The sequence below is a fragment of the Pacificoceanicola algae genome (assembly GCF_049341065.1).
In the GTDB taxonomy this organism is placed as follows: Bacteria; Pseudomonadota; Alphaproteobacteria; order Rhodobacterales; family Rhodobacteraceae; genus Pacificoceanicola.
Genome location: NZ_JBMPIX010000008.1, coordinates 1 through 18,783, shown reverse-complemented (window position 1 = coordinate 18,783; position 18,783 = coordinate 1). Strand labels below are relative to the sequence as shown.

18 protein-coding genes are annotated in these 18,783 nt (G+C 60.5%); 9 read left to right on the top strand and 9 right to left on the bottom strand.

The features are described 5' to 3' along the window. The first annotated feature begins 172 nt into the window (after positions 1-172). The 4 genes from ccrA (at position 173) to ACOYQJ_RS13220 (ending at position 4,921) form a co-directional block, all read left to right on the top strand. Positions 173-1,459 (top strand): crotonyl-CoA carboxylase/reductase, encoded by a 1,287-nt coding sequence (gene ccrA / locus ACOYQJ_RS13235; protein ID WP_422906503.1) that lies wholly within the window; start codon positions 173-175, stop codon positions 1,457-1,459. 356 nt (positions 1,460-1,815) lie between these two features. Next, entirely contained in the window at positions 1,816-2,544 is a 729-nt protein-coding gene (locus tag ACOYQJ_RS13230) for a helix-turn-helix transcriptional regulator (RefSeq protein ID WP_422906502.1), read from the top strand. A gap of 113 nt (positions 2,545-2,657) precedes the next feature. Further along, on the top strand, positions 2,658-3,296 hold the full coding sequence (locus ACOYQJ_RS13225) for an acyl-homoserine-lactone synthase (RefSeq protein ID WP_422906501.1): 639 nt from the start codon (positions 2,658-2,660) through the stop codon (positions 3,294-3,296). Positions 3,297-3,391: 95 nt separating this feature from the next. Next, positions 3,392-4,921: an ATP-dependent DNA helicase gene (locus ACOYQJ_RS13220; RefSeq protein WP_422906500.1), complete on the top strand. Its 1,530-nt coding sequence runs from the start codon at positions 3,392-3,394 to the stop codon at positions 4,919-4,921. Here the strand turns inward: ACOYQJ_RS13220 and ACOYQJ_RS13215 are convergent. Next, a complete protein-coding gene (locus ACOYQJ_RS13215; protein WP_422906499.1) occupies positions 4,918-5,934 on the bottom strand; it encodes an NADP-dependent oxidoreductase in 1,017 nt (338 codons plus the stop codon). The genes ACOYQJ_RS13220 and ACOYQJ_RS13215 overlap by 4 nt on opposite strands. A 97-nt stretch (positions 5,935-6,031) precedes the next feature. On the opposite strand from ACOYQJ_RS13215, the gene ACOYQJ_RS13210 reads away from it, so the two are divergent. From ACOYQJ_RS13210 to ACOYQJ_RS13190, 5 genes are read left to right on the top strand one after another with little or no spacing between them, the layout of a single operon-like run. After that, positions 6,032-7,666 (top strand): long-chain-fatty-acid--CoA ligase, encoded by a 1,635-nt coding sequence (locus tag ACOYQJ_RS13210; protein WP_422906498.1) that lies wholly within the window; start codon positions 6,032-6,034, stop codon positions 7,664-7,666. Further along, positions 7,638-8,099 carry a MaoC family dehydratase gene (locus ACOYQJ_RS13205; protein ID WP_422906497.1) on the top strand — a complete coding sequence of 154 codons (462 nt, stop codon included), beginning with the start codon at positions 7,638-7,640 and terminating at the stop codon, positions 8,097-8,099. Before ACOYQJ_RS13210 ends, ACOYQJ_RS13205 begins: the two co-directional genes overlap by 29 nt. Beyond that, positions 8,100-9,335 (top strand): acyl-CoA dehydrogenase family protein, encoded by a 1,236-nt coding sequence (locus ACOYQJ_RS13200; protein ID WP_422906496.1) that lies wholly within the window; start codon positions 8,100-8,102, stop codon positions 9,333-9,335. Continuing rightward, on the top strand, positions 9,335-10,354 hold the full coding sequence (locus ACOYQJ_RS13195) for a phosphotransferase family protein (protein ID WP_422906495.1): 1,020 nt from the start codon (positions 9,335-9,337) through the stop codon (positions 10,352-10,354). The genes ACOYQJ_RS13200 and ACOYQJ_RS13195 overlap by 1 nt, the downstream gene beginning before the upstream one ends. After that, a complete protein-coding gene (locus tag ACOYQJ_RS13190) occupies positions 10,347-10,748 on the top strand; it encodes a PaaI family thioesterase (protein WP_422906494.1) in 402 nt (133 codons plus the stop codon). Before ACOYQJ_RS13195 ends, ACOYQJ_RS13190 begins: the two co-directional genes overlap by 8 nt. Before the next feature lie 16 nt (positions 10,749-10,764). Here ACOYQJ_RS13190 and rpe read toward each other — a convergent pair whose 3' ends face one another. From rpe to ACOYQJ_RS13150, 8 genes are all read right to left on the bottom strand, one after another. Next, positions 10,765-11,448 (bottom strand): ribulose-phosphate 3-epimerase, encoded by a 684-nt coding sequence (gene rpe, locus ACOYQJ_RS13185; protein WP_422906493.1) that lies wholly within the window; start codon positions 11,446-11,448, stop codon positions 10,765-10,767. Between the two features lie 28 nt (positions 11,449-11,476). Then, the gene (locus tag ACOYQJ_RS13180) at positions 11,477-12,412 is read right to left on the bottom strand and encodes a 2-hydroxyacid dehydrogenase (protein ID WP_422906492.1); all 936 of its coding nucleotides are present in this window, start codon (positions 12,410-12,412) and stop codon (positions 11,477-11,479) included. Further along, a complete protein-coding gene (rodA, locus tag ACOYQJ_RS13175; protein WP_422906491.1) occupies positions 12,412-13,551 on the bottom strand; it encodes a rod shape-determining protein RodA in 1,140 nt (379 codons plus the stop codon). Before rodA ends, ACOYQJ_RS13180 begins: the two co-directional genes overlap by 1 nt. Beyond that, on the bottom strand, positions 13,548-15,464 hold the full coding sequence (gene mrdA / locus ACOYQJ_RS13170; RefSeq protein ID WP_422906490.1) for a penicillin-binding protein 2: 1,917 nt from the start codon (positions 15,462-15,464) through the stop codon (positions 13,548-13,550). Before mrdA ends, rodA begins: the two co-directional genes overlap by 4 nt. Next, complete coding sequence (locus tag ACOYQJ_RS13165; protein WP_422906489.1) at positions 15,461-16,000, bottom strand: rod shape-determining protein MreD; 540 nt, start codon at positions 15,998-16,000, stop codon at positions 15,461-15,463. The genes mrdA and ACOYQJ_RS13165 overlap by 4 nt, the downstream gene beginning before the upstream one ends. Continuing rightward, complete coding sequence (gene mreC, locus ACOYQJ_RS13160; protein ID WP_422906488.1) at positions 15,993-16,913, bottom strand: rod shape-determining protein MreC; 921 nt, start codon at positions 16,911-16,913, stop codon at positions 15,993-15,995. The genes ACOYQJ_RS13165 and mreC overlap by 8 nt, the downstream gene beginning before the upstream one ends. Positions 16,914-16,988: 75 nt before the next feature. Continuing rightward, the gene (locus ACOYQJ_RS13155; RefSeq protein ID WP_422906487.1) at positions 16,989-18,035 is read right to left on the bottom strand and encodes a rod shape-determining protein; all 1,047 of its coding nucleotides are present in this window, start codon (positions 18,033-18,035) and stop codon (positions 16,989-16,991) included. Between the two features lie 610 nt (positions 18,036-18,645). Then, positions 18,646-18,783, bottom strand: a 138-nt coding sequence (locus ACOYQJ_RS13150) for a transposase (protein WP_422906275.1), incomplete at its 5' end; no start/stop codon positions are given.

Sequence of the window (18,783 nt, the reverse complement as noted above, 5' to 3'; positions counted from 1 at the left end):
CCAATTTCTGCGCGAGCATCCGTAATTCTGCGATTGCTCGGTTATAAAATTACAAAAAAGCTTTTCTTGGCGTTGCAATGTTGCGCGGCGACGCGTATTCAGGGGGTCAACACCGCGATTCTGCGCTGCAATCGCGAAAGAGTTAACAACTGGACAATGACAGGAGGCCACTATGGCTCTGGACACGCAAACGGGGATCGCCCAGTACGACGCGCCGGAAAAAGACCTCTATGAGATCGGTGAAATGCCCCCCTTGGGCTATGTGCCCAAGAAGATGTACGCTTGGGCGATCCGGCGGGACCGGCACGGCGAGCCCGACAAGTCGTTCCAGCAAGAGGTTGTGGACACTTGGGAAATCGACAGTCACGAGGTTTTGGTTCTCGTGATGGCGGCCGGGGTGAACTACAATGGTGTCTGGGCTGGCCTTGGCGTGCCAATCAGCCCGTTTGACGGCCACAAGCAGCCCTATCATATCGCAGGCTCTGACGCCTCCGGGATCGTTTGGGCGGTCGGCGACAAGGTAAAGCGCTGGAAGGTCGGTGATGAGGTTGTCATCCACTGCAACCAGGACGACGGCGACGATGAAGAGTGTAACGGCGGCGATCCGATGTTCTCTCCCACTCAGCGGATTTGGGGCTATGAGACGCATGACGGCTCGTTCTCGCAGTTCACACGGGTGCAGGCCCAGCAGTTGATGCCACGCCCCAAGCACCTGACTTGGGAAGAGGCGGCTTGCTATACGCTGACGCTGGCCACGGCCTACCGGATGCTGTTCGGCCACCACCCGCACGAGTTGAAGCCGGGCCAGAACGTTTTGGTTTGGGGCGCCTCGGGTGGTCTGGGGTCTTATGCGATCCAACTGGCCAACACGGCGGGCGCCAACGCGATTGGTGTGATCTCGGATGAAAGCAAACGGGATTTCGTTCTGGCGCAGGGCGCCAAGGGTGTCATCAACCGCAAGGACTTTAACTGTTGGGGCCAGTTGCCCACGGTCAACACGCCTGAGTACAACGAGTGGCTCAAAGAGGCCCGCAAGTTCGGCAAGGCGATCTGGGACATCACCGGCAAAGGCGTGAGCGTTGACATGGTGTTCGAGCACCCGGGCGAGGCAACTTTCCCTGTGTCGACCCTGATCGTGAAGAAGGGCGGGATCGTTGTGATCTGCGCTGGCACCTCTGGCTTCAACTGTACCTTTGACGTTCGGTACATGTGGATGCACCAAAAGCGTCTGCAGGGCTCGCACTTTGCCAACCTCAAGCAGGCCGCTTCGGCCAACCGCCTGATGATCGAGCGCCGCCTTGATCCCTGCATGTCCGAGGTCTTCCCGTGGAACGAGATTCCCGCGGCTCACATGAAGATGCTGAAGAACGAGCACAAGCCCGGCAACATGGCCGTGCTGGTTCAGGCCCCCCGTACCGGGCTGCGGACATTCGAGGACGCACTGGAAGCCGGCAAGTAGCCCAACCACAACTGAACATCAGAAACGCCCGCGAATCGCCCCACGGCTGTCGCGGGCGTTTCTCGTTCGAGGGGGGCTTGTGAGAAAACAAAGACTTGTTTTTTGCACCCTCGCAGTTTTTGGGGAGGGGAATTCTGTGAATATTGGCCCGAATTCGTGCGTGCTATAGTTGATTTAACGCTTCATTAACTACTAGGAAGAGAGGTTCCCAATGGGACATGATTGGATACTCGACGTTCTGACCGACCTGAAGACATTCGCACGTGCCAACGGGCTTCCTACGCTCGCCGCACAACTGGATGACGCGTCGCTGGTGGCGCAGGCCGAGATGGCGTCCCGGGTTGAGGGGACTGGAAGTGGGATTTGCGGAAAGCACGCCGCACTTGGAAGGACTAATCGAGCAATTGGAGCGCGCTGAAGGTCTGGATGACCTGCAGGGCGTTATCGAAGTCCTGCGAGACGCGTTCGGTGTAGATCATCTGATTTATCACTGGGTGAACAGCAATGGCGATCAATATGGCTGCGGCACGTACGATATGGCTTGGGTCAACAAGTATGTTGAAAAAGGCTATCTGCGGATCGATCCGGTCATCGTTGGCTGTTACCAGCACTTTCACCCGGTGGACTGGAAGCAACTTGACTGGTCCAGCAAGGCCGCGCGCAATTTCATGCAGGACGCAATTGCGCATGGCATTGGGAATCAGGGTTATTCCATCCCGATCCGCGGCCCGAACGGCCAGTTTGCCCACTTTACTCTAAGCCACAATTGCACCGACGCAGAATGGGAGACATTCACCAATAAACACCGACGTGCCCTGATCCTGATCGCGCATTCATTCAATCAAAAGGCGCTGGAGTTCGAGCCTGGCCGGAAGCCGGAAGCCTCTCAGCCCCTGTCCCCCCGCGAGATCGAGGCCATGACCCTTCTGGCCATTGGATATAACAGGGCACAAGCGGCGGATAGCTTGTCAATTTCGGAACATACCCTGCGGGTTTACGTGGAAAGCGCGCGCCACAAGTTGGGCGCTATGAACACCACACACGCAGTCGCACGGGCCCTGAGCCGAGGGTTGATCGTGGTCTAAGCTGGGCCGGAGGTAAACTCCGGCTTAGGTCGGCGCGCGCTGAGGTTAAATATCGTTAACCTGGCTGCCGCAAATTTTCCCCATCACGACTTATCGTTTAGGGGAATAACACCATGATCCGTTACATCTACGGCGAAGACCTTCACAAGTTCCCGCGTCTGGCACGCACCATGTTCCAGGATCGCGCGGCGCAGTTCAAATCTCGTCACGACTGGGATGTTTCTGTCGATGCCGATGGTCTTGAGCGCGATGAATACGATCACGAGAACCCGCTTTATATCATCTACCAGAACCCCGATGGTACGCATGGCGGTTCTCTGCGCCTGATGCCCACTGTCGGGCCGACCATGGTGAACGATCATTTCACCCACCTGACCGATGGCGTCACGATCAAAAGCCCGCTGATCTGGGAATGCACCCGATTTTGCCTTGCCCAAGGCGCGCGGCCAGGCGTCGCCGCAGCGTTGATGCTGGCGGGCGGCCATGTCATGGAAGAATTCGGGGTCGAGCATTTCGTTGGCGTGATCTTTGCCCATATGGTTCGTGTTTTCCGCCGCATCGGCTCTACCCCCGAGGTGCTTGGCACCGTTGGTGAAGGCCGCGAAGCGATCAGCGTCGGCCTCTGGGACTTCACGCCGGAAACGCAGGCCCGGGTCGCCAAAAGCGCAGGCATCTCGATCGATCTGTCCAAGCGTTGGTTCGAAATCTCCTTCGGTCAAGTCTATCAGACCGAAGAACTCGCGGCCGCCTGAGGCCGTCTGCGAAAGGGGGGCAACGTCCCCCTTTGCCCACGAATAGGGCATATCTAGCACTGGTACGCGATCATCGGGGCAGGTACTGTGCCCGCATGAACGCCCCCGCCATCATATTCTCTGACGATCAGGCTTCGGCCTATGACAGCGTGACCGAGCTTTTGCGCAGCGCGGGCGTTGATCTGCACGAAGGAATTTGCCTGCCAGCTCAAGAAGGGGACAGTCGCGTGATGGCCCTGATGGGCAAGGCAGGCAGCGGCAAAACCCTGCTTCTGGCCGAACTGGTCAAGGCGCTGGATGCGGCGGGTGTCGAAACGGTTTCGGGCGATTACGAAAGCAAGCGAAGCAAGGATCGCCGGACACTGGCCATTCTCGCGCCGACGAACAAGGCCGCCAGCGTTTTGCGCATGCGCGGCGTTCCCGCGACGACGATCCACCGCATCATTTATACCCCGGTTTACGACCCAGAGTATGAAAAGCTGGCCGAATGGCTGATGGGCAATGGCGAAAAGCCTGACCTGGAAGACCTGACCGACGAAGGATTCGCCCGGGCGCAGGCCAGCTATGAGGCGCATAAATCCATTCCCGCCGCGCTGGCGGCTGCCGGCCTTCGGGGCAGCGATTTCATAACCGGATGGAAGCGGCGGGATGAGCCTCTGGATATCGGGTTTGTCGACGAAGCCTCGATGCTGGATGATCGGCAATTCGATGATCTCAAAGAGATTTTCCCCAATCTTGTGCTGTTCGGTGATCCTGCGCAGTTGGCACCCGTCAACCAGTCCGGAAAGCTGATCTTTGACGGTTTGAAAGAATCGCAAAAGCTGGAACTCAGCCGCGTTCACCGGCAGGCGGCGGACAACCCGATCCTTGATCTGGCCCACGCATTGGCGGACCCCGAGCTTGGCTTTGAAGATTTCGAGCGCATGGTCGAAGCCAAGGCGGCGCAGGATGACCGCGTTGTCTGGGCGCAGCGAGTCGAGGTGGACCTGATGGCCCGCAGTCCGGTGCTTGTCTGGCGCAATGCGACGCGAATCCGCTTGATCAATGCCTTTCGCAACGTCCACGGCGCGCCGGAAACGGAACTTTTGCCCGGTGAGCCCCTGATCTGCGACGGCATCGAACTGCCGCTGAAGCATCGCAAGAAACGTCTTGATCTGGAGGCGCGCGGGCTGATCAAGGGGGCGCAGGTCATCTATTTGGGGCCGGGGCGCAAACCCGGCTTCTCGCGTCTGCATGTGGTTGGTGCGCCGGAGCCGCAAGTCTCGGCAGCCTCGATCGTCAAAGTCGAAAAACCGGACGAGGAAGAACCGTTCATCCCCTACGCCGCGCGCATGGGGGCGACCTTTCTGCACGGCGCGGCTGTTACGATCCACAAGGCGCAGGGCTCGCAATGGGACAATGTGCAGGTCTTTGCGCCAGACCTGTACGCCGCCGCGCGTATGGGGCGGACCGAAGCAGGCCAGCCGCTGTGGAAACGGCTGGCTTATGTGGCGATAACCCGGGCGCAGACACGCCTGCTTTGGGTGGTGCGCAATCGTCTGGCACGGCCTTCTCAGGGGCTGCGGATCGACGATCTGGGCGGCACCCCGGCCCCCTTGGCGCTTGAGGCGGAAACCGAGCTTTAGACTTTGATGATCGTTTTGCCGGTGTTGCCGCCCGTCAGCATCCCGATAAAGGTCTGAGGTGCGTTTTCCAGCCCCTCGGTGATATCCTCAAGATAGGCAATCTCGCCCGCCGCGATCTTGGGCGCGACTTCCTCGAGAAACGCCGGAAACCCGTCCCAATGGTCAAAGATGATAAAGCCGTTGACGGACAGCCGCTTTGTCAGGATCGCGCGCCAGACCTGCGGCAGGCGGTTAGCGGCTTCGTCGCTGCCGCCGTACCAAGCAATCGTGCCGCACACCGGAATGCGTCCATGCACATTCATCAGCGGCGTGACAGCCTCCAAAATCTTGCCTCCAACATTTTCCCAATAGATATCAACGCCGTCAGGGCAGACCTCGGCCAGCGCCGCGCGCAACGAGTTTGCCTCCGAATGGGCGCGGTGGTCGATGGCGGCATCAAAACCGAATTTCTCCAGAGCCAGTTGGCATTTCTGATCCCCTCCAGCAATGGCGACGGTGCGCAGCCCCGCGGCCTTGGCCAGCTGGCCGACCATGGCCCCGACCGGCCCGGTTGCGGCGGCGATTACAAGGGTTTCGCCGGCTTTGGGGCGGCCGTATTCGCGCAACGCCGTCCAAGCGGTAAACCCAGGCATCCCCAGAACCCCAAGCGCGGTTGTGGCAGGCACAGACGGGTCAAGCACACGCAGCTGATCGCCCGGCAGAACCGCGTGGCTGGCCCATCCGGTCATCCCGGTGACCACATCGCCTTGGGCAAAACCCTCGGCCTCTGATGCCAGCACGCGGCCAATGCCTTGGCCAATCATTGTCTCGCCCAGTTCCAGAGAGGCGGCGTAACTGCCTGCGTCGTCCATGCGTCCGCGCATGTAGGGGTCGAGCGAATGGTGGCTCACCTCGATCAGCACTTCGCCTGCGCCGGGTGTCGGGATCGGTCCGGTTTCCATTGCGAAATCTTCGGGCACCGGCACTCCGGAAGGGCGGCGGGCAAGGGCAATGCGGCGCATCTGGCTGGTCATGAAACTTCCTGACGTCATCTTTTTCAAAACAGGTTGCGCAACGCGCGACAACTCGACCACTGTAGACCTAATAAAGCAGACGACAAGGGAGGGTCAGATGCAGGGCATGATGATGAAAATGCCGCTCTCGATTATCGAGCTATTGCGGTACGCGTCCGAAGCGCATCCGGGCGGAGAAATCGTATCGGTCAGAACCGAAGGAGATCTGCACCGCGAAAGCTATGCCGAGGCGTTCCAGCGCACCGCGCAACTGGCACACGGCTTGGCGGGGATCGGTGTCCAGCCGGGGGACCGGGTCGCAACGCTGGCGTGGAATGGCTATCGCCACTTTGAATTGTATTTTGCGATCAGCGGGATGGGCGCTATTTGCCACACCATCAACCCGCGACTTTCCGCAGAACAGATGCTGTTTATCATCGGTCACGCCGAGGATAAGGCTCTGTTCGTTGACACGACATTTGTACCCATTCTCGAAGCGCTGGCCGAGCATCTTCCCAAGGGTCTCAAACTGGTGGCGATGACGGACCGGGCCCATATGCCCGAGGGCAAGCTGGACTGGCTCTGCTACGAAGACTTGCTGGACGGCCAGCCCCAGACCTACGACTGGCCGGTGATGCCCGAGGATACGGCGGCTGGCCTGTGCTACACCTCCGGCACTACGGGCCATCCGAAGGGAGCGCTGTATACGCACCGTTCGACCGTGCTGCATGCCATGTATCTGGCGATCACCATTTCGCGCAGCCTTTATGAAGGCGCCCGCATTCTTCCCGTCGTGCCGATGTTCCATGTCAATTCCTGGGGGCTGCCCTACGCCGCGCCCCTGGTTGGCGCGTCGCTGATCATGCCGGGCGGGAAACTGGACGGCCCTTCCTTGTTCGATCTGATGGAAAGCGAACAGGTTACGGCAAGCTGGGGCGTTCCGACTGTCTGGCTTGGCCTCCGGTCGGAGATCGAACAGCGGGGCGCTGCGCCTGCGTCGTTGGATCAGTTGGTGATCGGCGGCTCGGCCGCGCCGCGCGCGATGATCGAGTTTTTCGAGACCCGGGGTGTGGACGTTTGCCACGCCTGGGGCATGACGGAAATGAGCCCGGTCGGAACGCACGGTCAATTGTCCAAACCCATGCAGGGTCTGCCCTTTGATACCCGGATGGAGATCAAGTCCAAACAAGGCCGCCGAGTCTTTGGCGTCGAGCTGAAGATCGTTGATGAGAACGGCAATCGCCAGCCCCACGACGGCAAAGCCGTGGGCGAGTTGTTCGTGCGCGGCAATACCATCATCTCGGGTTATTTCAACAACCCCGAGGCGAGCGCCGCCGCCATGGATGCCGAAGGCTGGTTTGGCACCGGGGATGTGGCCAGCATCGACGCGGATGGTTTTCTTTACATTCAGGACCGCGCCAAGGATCTGATCAAATCGGGCGGCGAGTGGATTTCGTCCATCGATCTGGAGAATATCGCCATGGCGCATCCCAAGGTGGCCAATTGCGCGGTGATCGCCATTCCACATCCGAAATGGGACGAACGTCCCTTGCTGGTTGTCGTCCCGCGCGCCGCTGAAGACCCGCCATCGTTGGAGGACATCCATCAGTTGATGTTGGAACACGTGGCCAAATGGCAGCTTCCTGATGCAATGGAATTGGTCGAAGACCTTCCCCTGACCGCCACGGGCAAAGTGTCAAAACTGACGTTGCGCAAACGCTTTGATGGATACGTTCTGCCCGATGCTGGTTGATGAACTGCGGGGAAAGGCTCCGGTAACAACCGATTGGTTCACGCTGGATACGGCAAAGGTGCAGGCCTTTGCCGACGCCACCGAAGATTGGCAATTCATCCATCTGGACGAGGCCCGCGCCGCGGCGGAAACCCCCTTTGGCGGGGCCATCGCGCATGGGTTCCTGACGCTCTCGATGTTGTCGGCCATGTCCTATCAGGTGGTGGACAAGCTGCCCGGCGTGACCAGCAGCGTGAACTATGGCTTTGACCGCATCCGCTTTGTCAGCCCGGTCCGTGTTGGCAGCCGCATTCGCGGGCTGTTCACCGTCGCGTCGGTTGATGAACGCGATAGCGCGCTGGATGTACATTGGGACGTGGACGTGCAGATCGAAGGGCAGGACCGCCCGGCGCTTGTTGCCAACTGGATCACACGATTTTTCTTGGAGGGGTAGATGGATCTTGGAATGACTGAGCGGGTGAAACCGCTGATCGAAAAAGTGCGCCACATGATCGAAGAGGACATCGCGCCGCTGGACGCTGAATTCCACGCCGAGGTGGGCAAGCATCCCTCGGGCGACCGGTTTCAGCATACCGAGCGCCAATTGGAAATTCTGAACGGTCTGAAAGACTTGGCCAAGGATCGCGGGCTGTGGAATTTCTGGTTGACGGATTCAGACCGTGGCTTTGGTTTGACCACGGTGGAATATGCCTATCTGGCCGAGGAAATGGGAAAGGTGCATCTGGCCGCCGAGGTCTTTAACTGCAACGCGCCTGATACAGGTAACATGGAGGTACTGGAACGCTACGGGGAAGGCTGGATGAAGGACCGCTGGCTGAAACCGCTGCTGAACGGCGACATCCGCTCGGCCTACGTCATGACCGAGCCGGACGTGGCCTCTTCTGACGCTGCGCAACTGGCCTTTGAGGCCAAGCGCGACGGCGATGATTTCATTCTGAACGGGGAAAAATGGTGGATCAGCGGGGCAGGCGATCCGCGTTGCGGGCTGTATATCCTCATGGCCTGCACGGATCCCGAGGCTGCCAAACATTCCCGCCACACCATGTTCGTAATGGACCCGGACCTGCCGGGGATCGAGGTGCTGCGCCCCATGCATGTCTTTGGTCAGGACGATGCGCCGCACGGTCATATGCACATCCGGTTCACCAACGTCCGCGTGCCGGCGAATAACATTGTCCTGGGCGAAGGGCGCGGGTTCGAGGTGGCACAGGGGCGCCTTGGACCGGGTCGCATCCATCATTGCATGCGCGCAATCGGTCAGGCGGAAAAGGCGCTGGACATGATGTGCAAACGTGGGCTGGCCCGCGAGGCCTTTGGCAAGCGGATCAGCGACTTGGGGGCGAATTACGACATCATCGCCAACGCCCGGATGGAGATCGAGATGGCCCGCCTCCTGTGCCTCAAGGCGGCATGGATGATGGACACCGCCGGGGTGCGTGCGGCACAGCCATGGATTTCCAAGATCAAGGTTATCGCGCCCTTGATGGCTGGCAAGGTGATCGACGAAGCCATGCAATTGTTTGGCGCGGGTGGCATCAGTCAGGACTATGACCTTGCCCATATGTGGACCCACGTCCGCACTCTGCGCTTTGCTGACGGCCCGGACGCGGTGCATCGCCGCCAGGTTGCTCGCGCCGAGTTGCGCAAGCATGCAAACGAGAAGATTTGATGGATCCACAGCAGCTTGAGTCCGTGGCGGGGTGGATGTCCCGCCACGTCGCGGGCTTTGAAGGCCCGCTGACTGCGACAAAATTCGAGGTCGGCCAGTCCAATCCAACCTTTCGGCTCGACAGCCCTTCGGGGGCCTATGTGCTGCGCCGCAAACCCCTTGGGAACTTGCTGAAATCCGCCCATGCGGTGGACCGCGAATTTCGTGTGCAAAAGGCGCTGGCCGAAACGCAGGTACCTGTCGCCCGGATGCACGCCCTTTGCGAGGACGAGAGCGTGATCGGATCGATGTTCTATGTCATGGATCTGGTCGAAGGACGCAGCTTTGTCGATCCTTCGATGCCCCAAGAAACGCCGCAAAACCGCGCCGCGATCATCAATGAAATGATCCGCGTTCTGGCGGCGATCCATGACGTTGACCTGACCGCGACCGGGCTTGCGGACTACGGCCCCCCGGGCAGCTATTACGAAAGGCAATTCGCGCGCTGGGTCAAACAATACCGCGCCAGTGAAACCGAAGAGATTACGGATATGGAGGCGCTGATCGACTGGCTTGGCGCGCATATGCCCGCCGACGATGGTCAACGAACGCTGGTGCATGGCGATTACCGAATCGACAATATGCTTTTTGCGCCGGATGGAACCGACTGCCGCGCCGTGCTTGATTGGGAGCTTTCGACCCTCGGGCACCCTTATGCAGATCTTGCGGGGGTCATCATGCAATGGCAATTACCGCCGGGCGCCGAGGGTCGCGGCCTTGCGGGCATAGATCGCGCCGCCGCCGGTCTGCCGTCGGACGCGGAATTCGTTGCCCGATACTGCGCGCTGCGCGGGCTGTCCTCGATCGACAACTTTGGTTTTTATGTCGCCTTCGCGTTTTTCCGCATGGCCGCGATCCTGCAAGGCGTCAAGAAGCGCGCCCTTGACGGCAACGCGGCCAATCCGGAAAAGGGCCTGAAACTTGGCGCTTTCGTGCCGCGCTTTGCCGAACTGGGGCTGGAGGCCCGATCCCATGGATGATCGCTTTCGCGAAGAGCCCTATGCCTGGTCTGCCCATATCGGCATGAACATGCTGGACTGGAGCGATGGCTACGCCAAGTTTGAACTGCCGCTTGCCGATTTCATCATGAACCGCCACGGCAACCCGCACGGTGGCGCGCATGCCTCGTTGCTGGATACTGTCATGGGCTATGCGGGCTGTTGGACCGGCGACCCGGACCACCAGCAGATGTGTCTGACGTTGAGCCTGAACGTCCAGTACCTGTCGCGTCCGCGCGGTCAGACCTTCATTGCCGAAGGCCGCAAAACCGGCGGAGGACGCTCAACCTTCTTTGCCGAAGGCGAGATTCGCGATGAAACGGGCGAAATAATCGCCAAGGGCACAGGCACCTTCCGTTACCGAAAAAGCACCTGACCCCCACTTAAGGACATCAGATTTCCTGGGCTGCTGCCCGGATCGCGGCGATATTCTCGCCATAGGGCGCGGGATTGTCCACCGATCCGCCGCGGAAAACCGCTGATCCCGCAACAAGAACATCCGCCCCAGCCGCGGTCACCAAAGGTGCGGTCACAGGATCAACGCCGCCGTCGATCTGGATATGCACCTCGCGGTCGCCGATCATCTCGCGGACCTTGCGGACCTTGGCGGTCATGTCGATGAACTTCTGCCCGCCAAAGCCGGGGTTTACCGTCATCACCAGAACCATATCCGTCAGATCCAGCAGGTCGCTCACGACCTCGGCGGGGGTGCCCGGGTTCAGCGCCACGCCCGCCTTCATCCCGGCGCCGCGAATGGCCTGCAAGGTGCGGTGGATATGCGGTCCGGCCTCGACATGGGCAGTCAGCATGTCGGCCCCAGCCTCGGCATAGGCGTCGATATAGGCATCGACAGGCGAGATCATCAGGTGCACGTCCATGAAGGTTTTCACGTGCGGACGAAAGGCTTTCACGGCGGGCGGGCCAAAGGTCAGGTTCGGGACGAAATGCCCGTCCATGACATCGACATGCACCCAGTCGGCGCCCTGCGCTTCGATGGCCTGAATCTCGCGCCCGAAGTCGGCGAAATCAGCGGAAAGGATCGACGGCGCGATCTTGATGGAACGGTCAAAGCTCATGGGGGCGGCACTCCTGTTTGCCAAGGGCTTAATAGCCTGCGTCCCGGTCAACAAGATGCAGAAACGGCAGACCTGCCTCGCCGCGACGAATATTCTCGGCAATCACCCGCGACGCCGATGCCGGCCGCGTTTCCGAGGCGATATGCGGTGAGATCGTGATCTTCGGGTGGCTCCAAAAGCCGTGATCCTTCGGCAAAGGCTCAACCCGAAAGACATCCAGCGTGGCATGACCGACCTGCCCGCTGTCCAGTGCCTGCCACAGCGCATCATCGTCGATCAGCGGGCCGCGACCGGGATTGATCACCACCGCGCCGGGCGCCAGCAGGGATAGGCTTGACGCGTTCAGGATATTTTCTGTCTCGGGGGTTGCAGGCAGCAGCAGCACAACGATCTGTGCTCCGCGCAGCGCTTGCGCCAAGCCTTCGTCGCCATGCACACACCGCACATTCGCCACCCGCTTTTCCGAACGGCTCCAGCCGGTCACGGGAAAGCCAAGGCCCCGCAACGCCCGTGCACACGCGCGCCCCAATGCGCCCATGCCAAGTATCGTCACGGGCCTTTCGGGGGCCAGCGGTGGGGCGACGGGTTCCCATTTGTGATCGGGGTTCACGATATGCGCGTCCATGCCCAGATGGTGGCGCAGCACATGCCCGGTAACCCATTCCACCATGCCTTGCGTCAGCCCCTCTTCATCGACCATACGGGCAAGGGGGGCTTTCAGCGTGGCATTGCCGACAACATCTTCAACCCCGGCCCAAAGATTCAGAACGGCCTTGAGACGGGTAAAGGGCGTGAAATCCTGCACGTCGGAGTTGGGCGCGTAGACGATGTAATCCACCTCGTCCGGCGGCATTTCGGTGGCCAGCACATAGTCCAGCCCGGCGTTGTCCAGTGCCTCTTTCAACGGCGCTTCGTATTGGTCCCAGCGCGAGGCATGGGCGGAAAAAAGGATATGTGCAGTCATCAACGGGGCCTATGGATATGCGCGCTTTGAACCAGACCGAATGCGATCATCAAGACCAACATGGCAGAGCCGCCATAGCTCACCAATGGTAAAGGCACGCCTACCACGGGCGCCAATCCCATCACCATGGACATGTTCACAGCAAAAAACAAAAAGAACGTCAGCCCGATGCCCAGCGTCAAGAGCGAAGAAAACCTGTCCTTGTTCTGGACCGCCGAGAAGATGCAGAACACCAGCACCAGAACGTAAAGCGCCAGCAGGGAAAAGCCGCCGACAAAGCCGAATTCCTCTGCAAGTGTGTTGAAGATAAAGTCGGTGTGTTTTTCCGGCAGGAAGTTCAGTCGCGATTGGGTGCCCTGCATAAAGCCGCGTCCAGTCCACCCACCCGAGCCCATGGCGATCTTGGCCTGGGTGATGTGATAGCCTGCACCCAGCGGGTCCGAAGACGGGTCAAGGAAGGTGTCGATGCGGCGGAATTGGTAGTCTTTGAGCAATTGCCAATCGGTTCCCCGGCTTTCAAAAACCGTCCAGATGCCAGCGATGCCCGCCCCGATCACGGTTGCGAAATAGGCCCAGTGCACCCCGGCAAGAAACATGATCAACCCACCGCCGATCACCAGCAACAGTGCGGTGCCAAGGTCTGGTTGGGCCAGCACCAGAAAGGTCGGCAAGAGGATGATGGCGATCGGCACCAGAACCCAGAACGGGCGCGAGGTCTTGGATAAAGGCAACCAGTCGTAGTAGGCGGCCAGAAACATCACCAGCGTGATTTTCATCAGTTCCGAGGGCTGCAAGCGCATGAACCCGATGTCGATCCAGCGCTGCGCCCCCATCCCGACAGCGCCGAAAAACTCCACAAGCAGCAGCAGGCCCAGTGCGATCAGATAGGCCACAAGCGCAAGGTTGCGCCACAGCCAGATCGGCACCATCGCCACGGCGAACATTGCGGCCAAACCAAGCGCATAGCGTTTCATCTGCGGCTCGGCCCAAGGCGTGAACGAGCCGCCCGCGACGGAATAGAGCATCAGGAATCCGACGCTGGCGACTGCCGTCAACAAAACCACCAGTGGCCAGTTCAGATGCAAGATCTTTCGCCAGCCCGTCGGAACCGTTTTGACAGAGTATTCAAGATAGGTCATGCGCGGCTGTTCCGTTCAGCCTCGCGGGCCTCGCGTTCGCGGGCGAGCCGTTCTTGTTGCTCCTGAATTTGACGGCGAACACCCGTCGGGTAGGCGTCCAGCGGTGGATCGCCGCCATAAAGCGCCTGCAAGGTCACGTCACGGGCAATCGGAGCCGCGGCGGTCGAGCCGCCTCCGCCATGTTCAACCACCACCGACACGGCAATCTGCGGCGCGTCATAGGGGGCGAAATTGACGAACAGCGCATGGTCGCGCTCTTCCCACGGCGCGTCGTTCTTGACGATACGGTTCAGCACCTGGGCGGTGCCGGTCTTGCCCGCCATCCGATAGCCTTCGCCGATGATGCGTGACCGGTAGGCCGTGCCGCGCCGGTTGTTCGACACCGCGTACATCCCCCGGCGCACCTGTTTGAGATGGCTTTCATTCAGCCCCAAAGGGTCGCCACCGCGGGACGGGGTTTCGATGCCATTGATGCTTTTGACCAACCGGGGGGTGACTGATCGCCCGGTGGCGATCCGCGCGCTCATCACGGCCAGTTGCAGCGGCGAGGTCAACACGAAACCCTGCCCGATCGAGGCGTTGACGCTGTCGCCGATCACCCAGGCGCTGCCGCGTTCGCGCAGCTTCCACGCCTTGTCAGGCATCAGTCCGGCGGTAACGGCCGACATTTCAAGCGGGTGCGCCTCGCCCAGACCCAAACGGCGGCCCATTGCGGCGATATTTTCGATCCCCACCTTCAGCGCAAGGTCATAGAAATAAACGTCACAGCTTTCGCGCAGCGCGCTTTCGAGGTTCATATGACCATGGCCGACGCGCTTCCAGCAATGGAACCGGCGAGAGCCGACCTCCATATGCCCGGGGCACCAGACCGTTTCATCCGGGGCCACAACGCCCGCATCCATAGCCGCCAGCGCCGTGACCATCTTGAAGGTCGAGCCGGGCGGATAAGCGTCCTGCACCGTCTTCGACGCCAAGGGGCGGTGATCGTTGTCGCGCAGTTCGCTGTAATCCTTGACCGAAATGCCGCGCACGAATTTGTTGGGGTCGTAAGACGGGGCCGAGGCGATGGCCAGAACATCGCCTTTCTCAAGGTCCATCACAACGACGCTTGCGGACTCGGGACCAAGGCGGGCCTTCACGTAGTCTTGCAAATCGCTGTCGACTGTCAGCTGAAGATCCGCGCCGGCCTCGCCTTCGCGGCGATCCAATTCGCGCATGACGCGGCCGACGGCGTTGACCTCGACCCGCTTGGCGCCCGCGTGGCCGCGCAATTCTTCTTCGAACTTGGATTCGACCCCGACTTTGCCGATCTGAAAACGCGGGATGCGCAGCAGCGGCGGCGGATCCTCGAAGCGCGACAGGTCGCGATCTGACACCGGGCCAACATAGCCCACCACATGGGCAAAGGTGTCGTGCTGCGGATAGACGCGGCTGTAGCCTTCTTCCGGCGTGACGCCGGGCAGGGCAGGGGCGTTCACAGCGACCCGGCTGATGTCCTCCCAGCTCACGCGGTCGGCGACGGTGACCGGAAAGAACGGTGCCGTGCGCTTCATCTCGGCCTGGGCGCGGTTCAGGTCGTCTTCGTCCAGTTCGACCAGCATCGACAGGCGTTTGATGACCTCTTCCACGTCGCCCGCATCCTCGCGCACCAGCGTGATGCGATAGGTCGGCTCGTTTTCGGCGATAACCACGCCATTGCGGTCAAAAATGCGCCCGCGGGACGGCGGAATTAGACGCATGTTGATACGGTTTTCTTCCGCCAGCAGGCGGAACTCATCGGCCTGATCCACCTGCAGGTGCCGCATGCGAAGCGCCAGCACAGCGGCAAAGGCAAGCTGCCCTCCGCCCAGGATCAATCCCCGGCGAGAAATGCGCAGAGCACTTTCAGAGGTTTCGCGCGGCGTGCGTCTCATGTGCGGCGTCCCATTGGATCAATTTCACCCGGGGCTGAACGCCGGACCCGAAACAGTACATGCGAGATCGCGACAACTACGGGATAGGCAAGCACCGTCATGGCGAATTCCATCACTGATAAGAAAAGCGCGCCGCCGGGCACAATCAAGACCCCAAGCACGATGCGATACGTCGCAGTGATGGTGAAAAGCACCGCAGTGACTGTCAGCCACTCGGCCACAAAGGTGGTGTCGCGCATCCGCCTGTCGCGGCGTTTCAGCCATTCCGAAGCAAGCAGAACCAGCAGCGCCCACAGGCCCGGCGGCCGTCCAAAAAGCATGTCCGTCAACAACATGACCCCGGCGATCAGGATTGCAGGCACATAATCGGGGCGGCGCAGCGCCCAGGCAAAGGTGAGCGCCACGATAAGGTCGGGGCCGGCAAAGTGCCGCGGCATGGTCTGCAGAGGTAGAAGGTGCAAAAAGATCACCAGCACCGAAATGGCCAAATAGATGCAGCGCATGGCCCAGATATGGCCGGGACCGCGCTCAACCATCGGCCGGAGTCTCTGGTTCTGGTTCGGGGGCAGGTGGCTCGCCCGCGTCAGGCAGGTCTTCGGGCAGGATCAGGGCGCTGGGGTTCGAAACCCGGCGCGCACCGTGGTCGCGCAGTACCCGCAAGAATTCCAGCCGCTCGTAATCGGCTGCCAGACGCGCGCGCAGGCGCCCGCCAGGGTCTTGTGCCACCTGACCGATCAGCAAGCCGGGCGGGAAGACTTCGCCATCGCCCGAGGTCACGATCCGGTCGCCTGCGCGCACCAGATCAGGGTTCTCGATAAAGTCGATGGGTGGCGCGGCAGTGTTGTCGCCCACCACCAGCGCACGCTGGCCCGAGGGCTGGATTTCCACCGGAATCCGCGAGGTCGTGTCCGTCAGCAGGATCACCCGGCTGGTCTGTTTGCCCACGCCCGAGACCCGGCCCACAAGCCCGATGCCATCCATCGTCGCCCAGCCATCCACGATGCCATCGCGGCTGCCGACGTTGATCAACACCGATTGCCGGAAAGGTGAGCCACTGTCGGCCAGAACAACGCCGGTGATATAGGTCAGGCGCGGGTCGATCTGCACGTTGTTGAGATCGCGCAGTCTCGCATTTTCCTGCTCAAGCTGTAGCGCGGCCTCTTTCCATGCGGTCATCTGGCGCAACTCGCGGCGCAATTCCTGGTTCTGCTCGTAAATGCGCTGGTAGCTCTGGAAATCCTGCAGGATGTTCACGGTGCCCGTGACCGGAGCCATCGCCCAATCCATCCGCGGAACGACCGCGTCGACCACGCGGGCGCGGAAACGTTCCACGCGGGGGCTGTCGATCCGCCACAGCAGAAAAGTTCCCGTCAGGCACAAGACAAGCACCGCCAGAAGCAAACGCTTGAGCGGAGCGGTAAAATCATCGCTGGAGCGGTCGTTGGCCACGGTGCCTCCGCAGGGATATGCCGTGATACTACAGCTGCGGCGCGGGTTTATACAAAAATCCGCGCCTGACCTTGTTTAGCTGTCGTAATCGATGGCGTGGCGAAGCAGCTTTTCGTACTCAAGCGCCTTTCCGGTGCCAAGTGCGACGCAATTCAGGCTTTCGTCCGCGATGGACACGGCCAGACCGGTCTGCTCGCGCAGCGCAAGATCGAGATCGCCCAGCAGGGCGCCGCCGCCGGTCAGCATGACACCGCGATCGACAATGTCGGCCGCCAGATCCGGTGGCGTGGATTCCAGCGCAGTCATCACCGCCTCGCAGATTGTTTGCACGGGTTCCGCCAATGCCTCGGCGACTTGTGCCTGACTGATCTCGGTTTCCTTGGGCACACCGTTCAGCAGGTCGCGGCCGCGTATCTGCATCGAGCTGCCGCGCCCGTCGTCAGGCATTCGCGCCGTACCGATCGAGGTCTTGATCCGCTCGGCGGTGCTTTCGCCGACCAAAAGGTTCTGTTGGCGGCGCAGGTAGTTGATGATCGCCTCGTCCATGCGGTCGCCGCCAACGCGGACGGACCGGGCGTAAACGATGTCACCCAGCGACAGAACCGCGACTTCGGTGGTGCCGCCGCCGATGTCGACAACCATGTTGCCGGTAGGATCGGTGATTGGCATGCCCGCGCCAATGGCCGCTGCGATCGGCTCGGAGATCAGCCCGGCCTTGCGTGCGCCCGCCGACAGAACCGACTGGCGGATCGCGCGTTTTTCGACCGGGGTGGCGCCGTGCGGCACGCAGACGATGATCTTGGGTTTGGAGAAGGTCGAGCGCTTGTGAACCTTGCGAATGAAATGCTTGATCATTGCCTCGGCTGTGTCGAAATCGGCGATCACGCCTTCGCGCATCGGGCGGATCGCCTCGATGCTGCCGGGCGTGCGGCCCAGCATCAACTTGGCGTCCTCACCAACGGCCAGCACTTTCTTGACGCCATCCTTGATGTGGTAGGCCACGACCGATGGCTCCGACAGGATCACGCCTCGGCCCTTGACGTAGACAAGCGTGTTCGCCGTGCCGAGGTCGATGGCCATGTCCGACGAAAATGCGCCTAATAGTTTGTCAAATCCAAACATTCGAGCCCTGCCCCATTAATTGAAAGGCCCGCGACTCCCCCGGGTCCGGACCGGTTGTCCTTATAGGCCCGCGTTGGATGGGGGAAAAGGGCCGGTTTCGTACTAATCAGCGTGAAACCGCCGCAGGGCAGGGATAAATAGCGATGACAGACTCTTGGGCACCCCGCTTTCGCCCGCAAAGGGCGAACCCCAATAGACATAAAGACTTTTCCACAACCGCTGGCAGGCTTTGGGTATCGGTTTTCTGACTTCGCCGGATGGGCTTGCCTGCGGCAGATTGTCGGATTCGCAATCGTTCGCTTTAACAGTTGACCGATGATCGCATCCGGCACCTGTTTCACCAAAACGGTGTTTTTGGGGGCCTTGCATGAAGGGCAGGTGGGTTGTCAAGCCAATGAAGCAGGATTGCCGGGATCAAAGAACCGATGTCGATCAATCACCTTTGAGGTGTGCCGAAGGGGGCGCGCGAAGTATCTTGGAACCGCGCAGCTGGGGCGTACATGCCAGTCGATAGGTTTGTCGTGGGCTGCTTTTTCATCACATCGTGCGTGAATTGAAAACAGCGCTCCTTTCGAAAATTATCCGAAAATGCTGCGCTTAGGGTCAGGATTCATAACCAGTAGATGACGACTGCAGCGAGGGCGATGGCCGAAAGGAAGACTTTTGGGCACCGGTCGTAGCGGGTTGCCACGCGCCTCCAGTCCTTGAGCCTGCCGAACATGATTTCGATGCGATTGCGCCGCTTGTA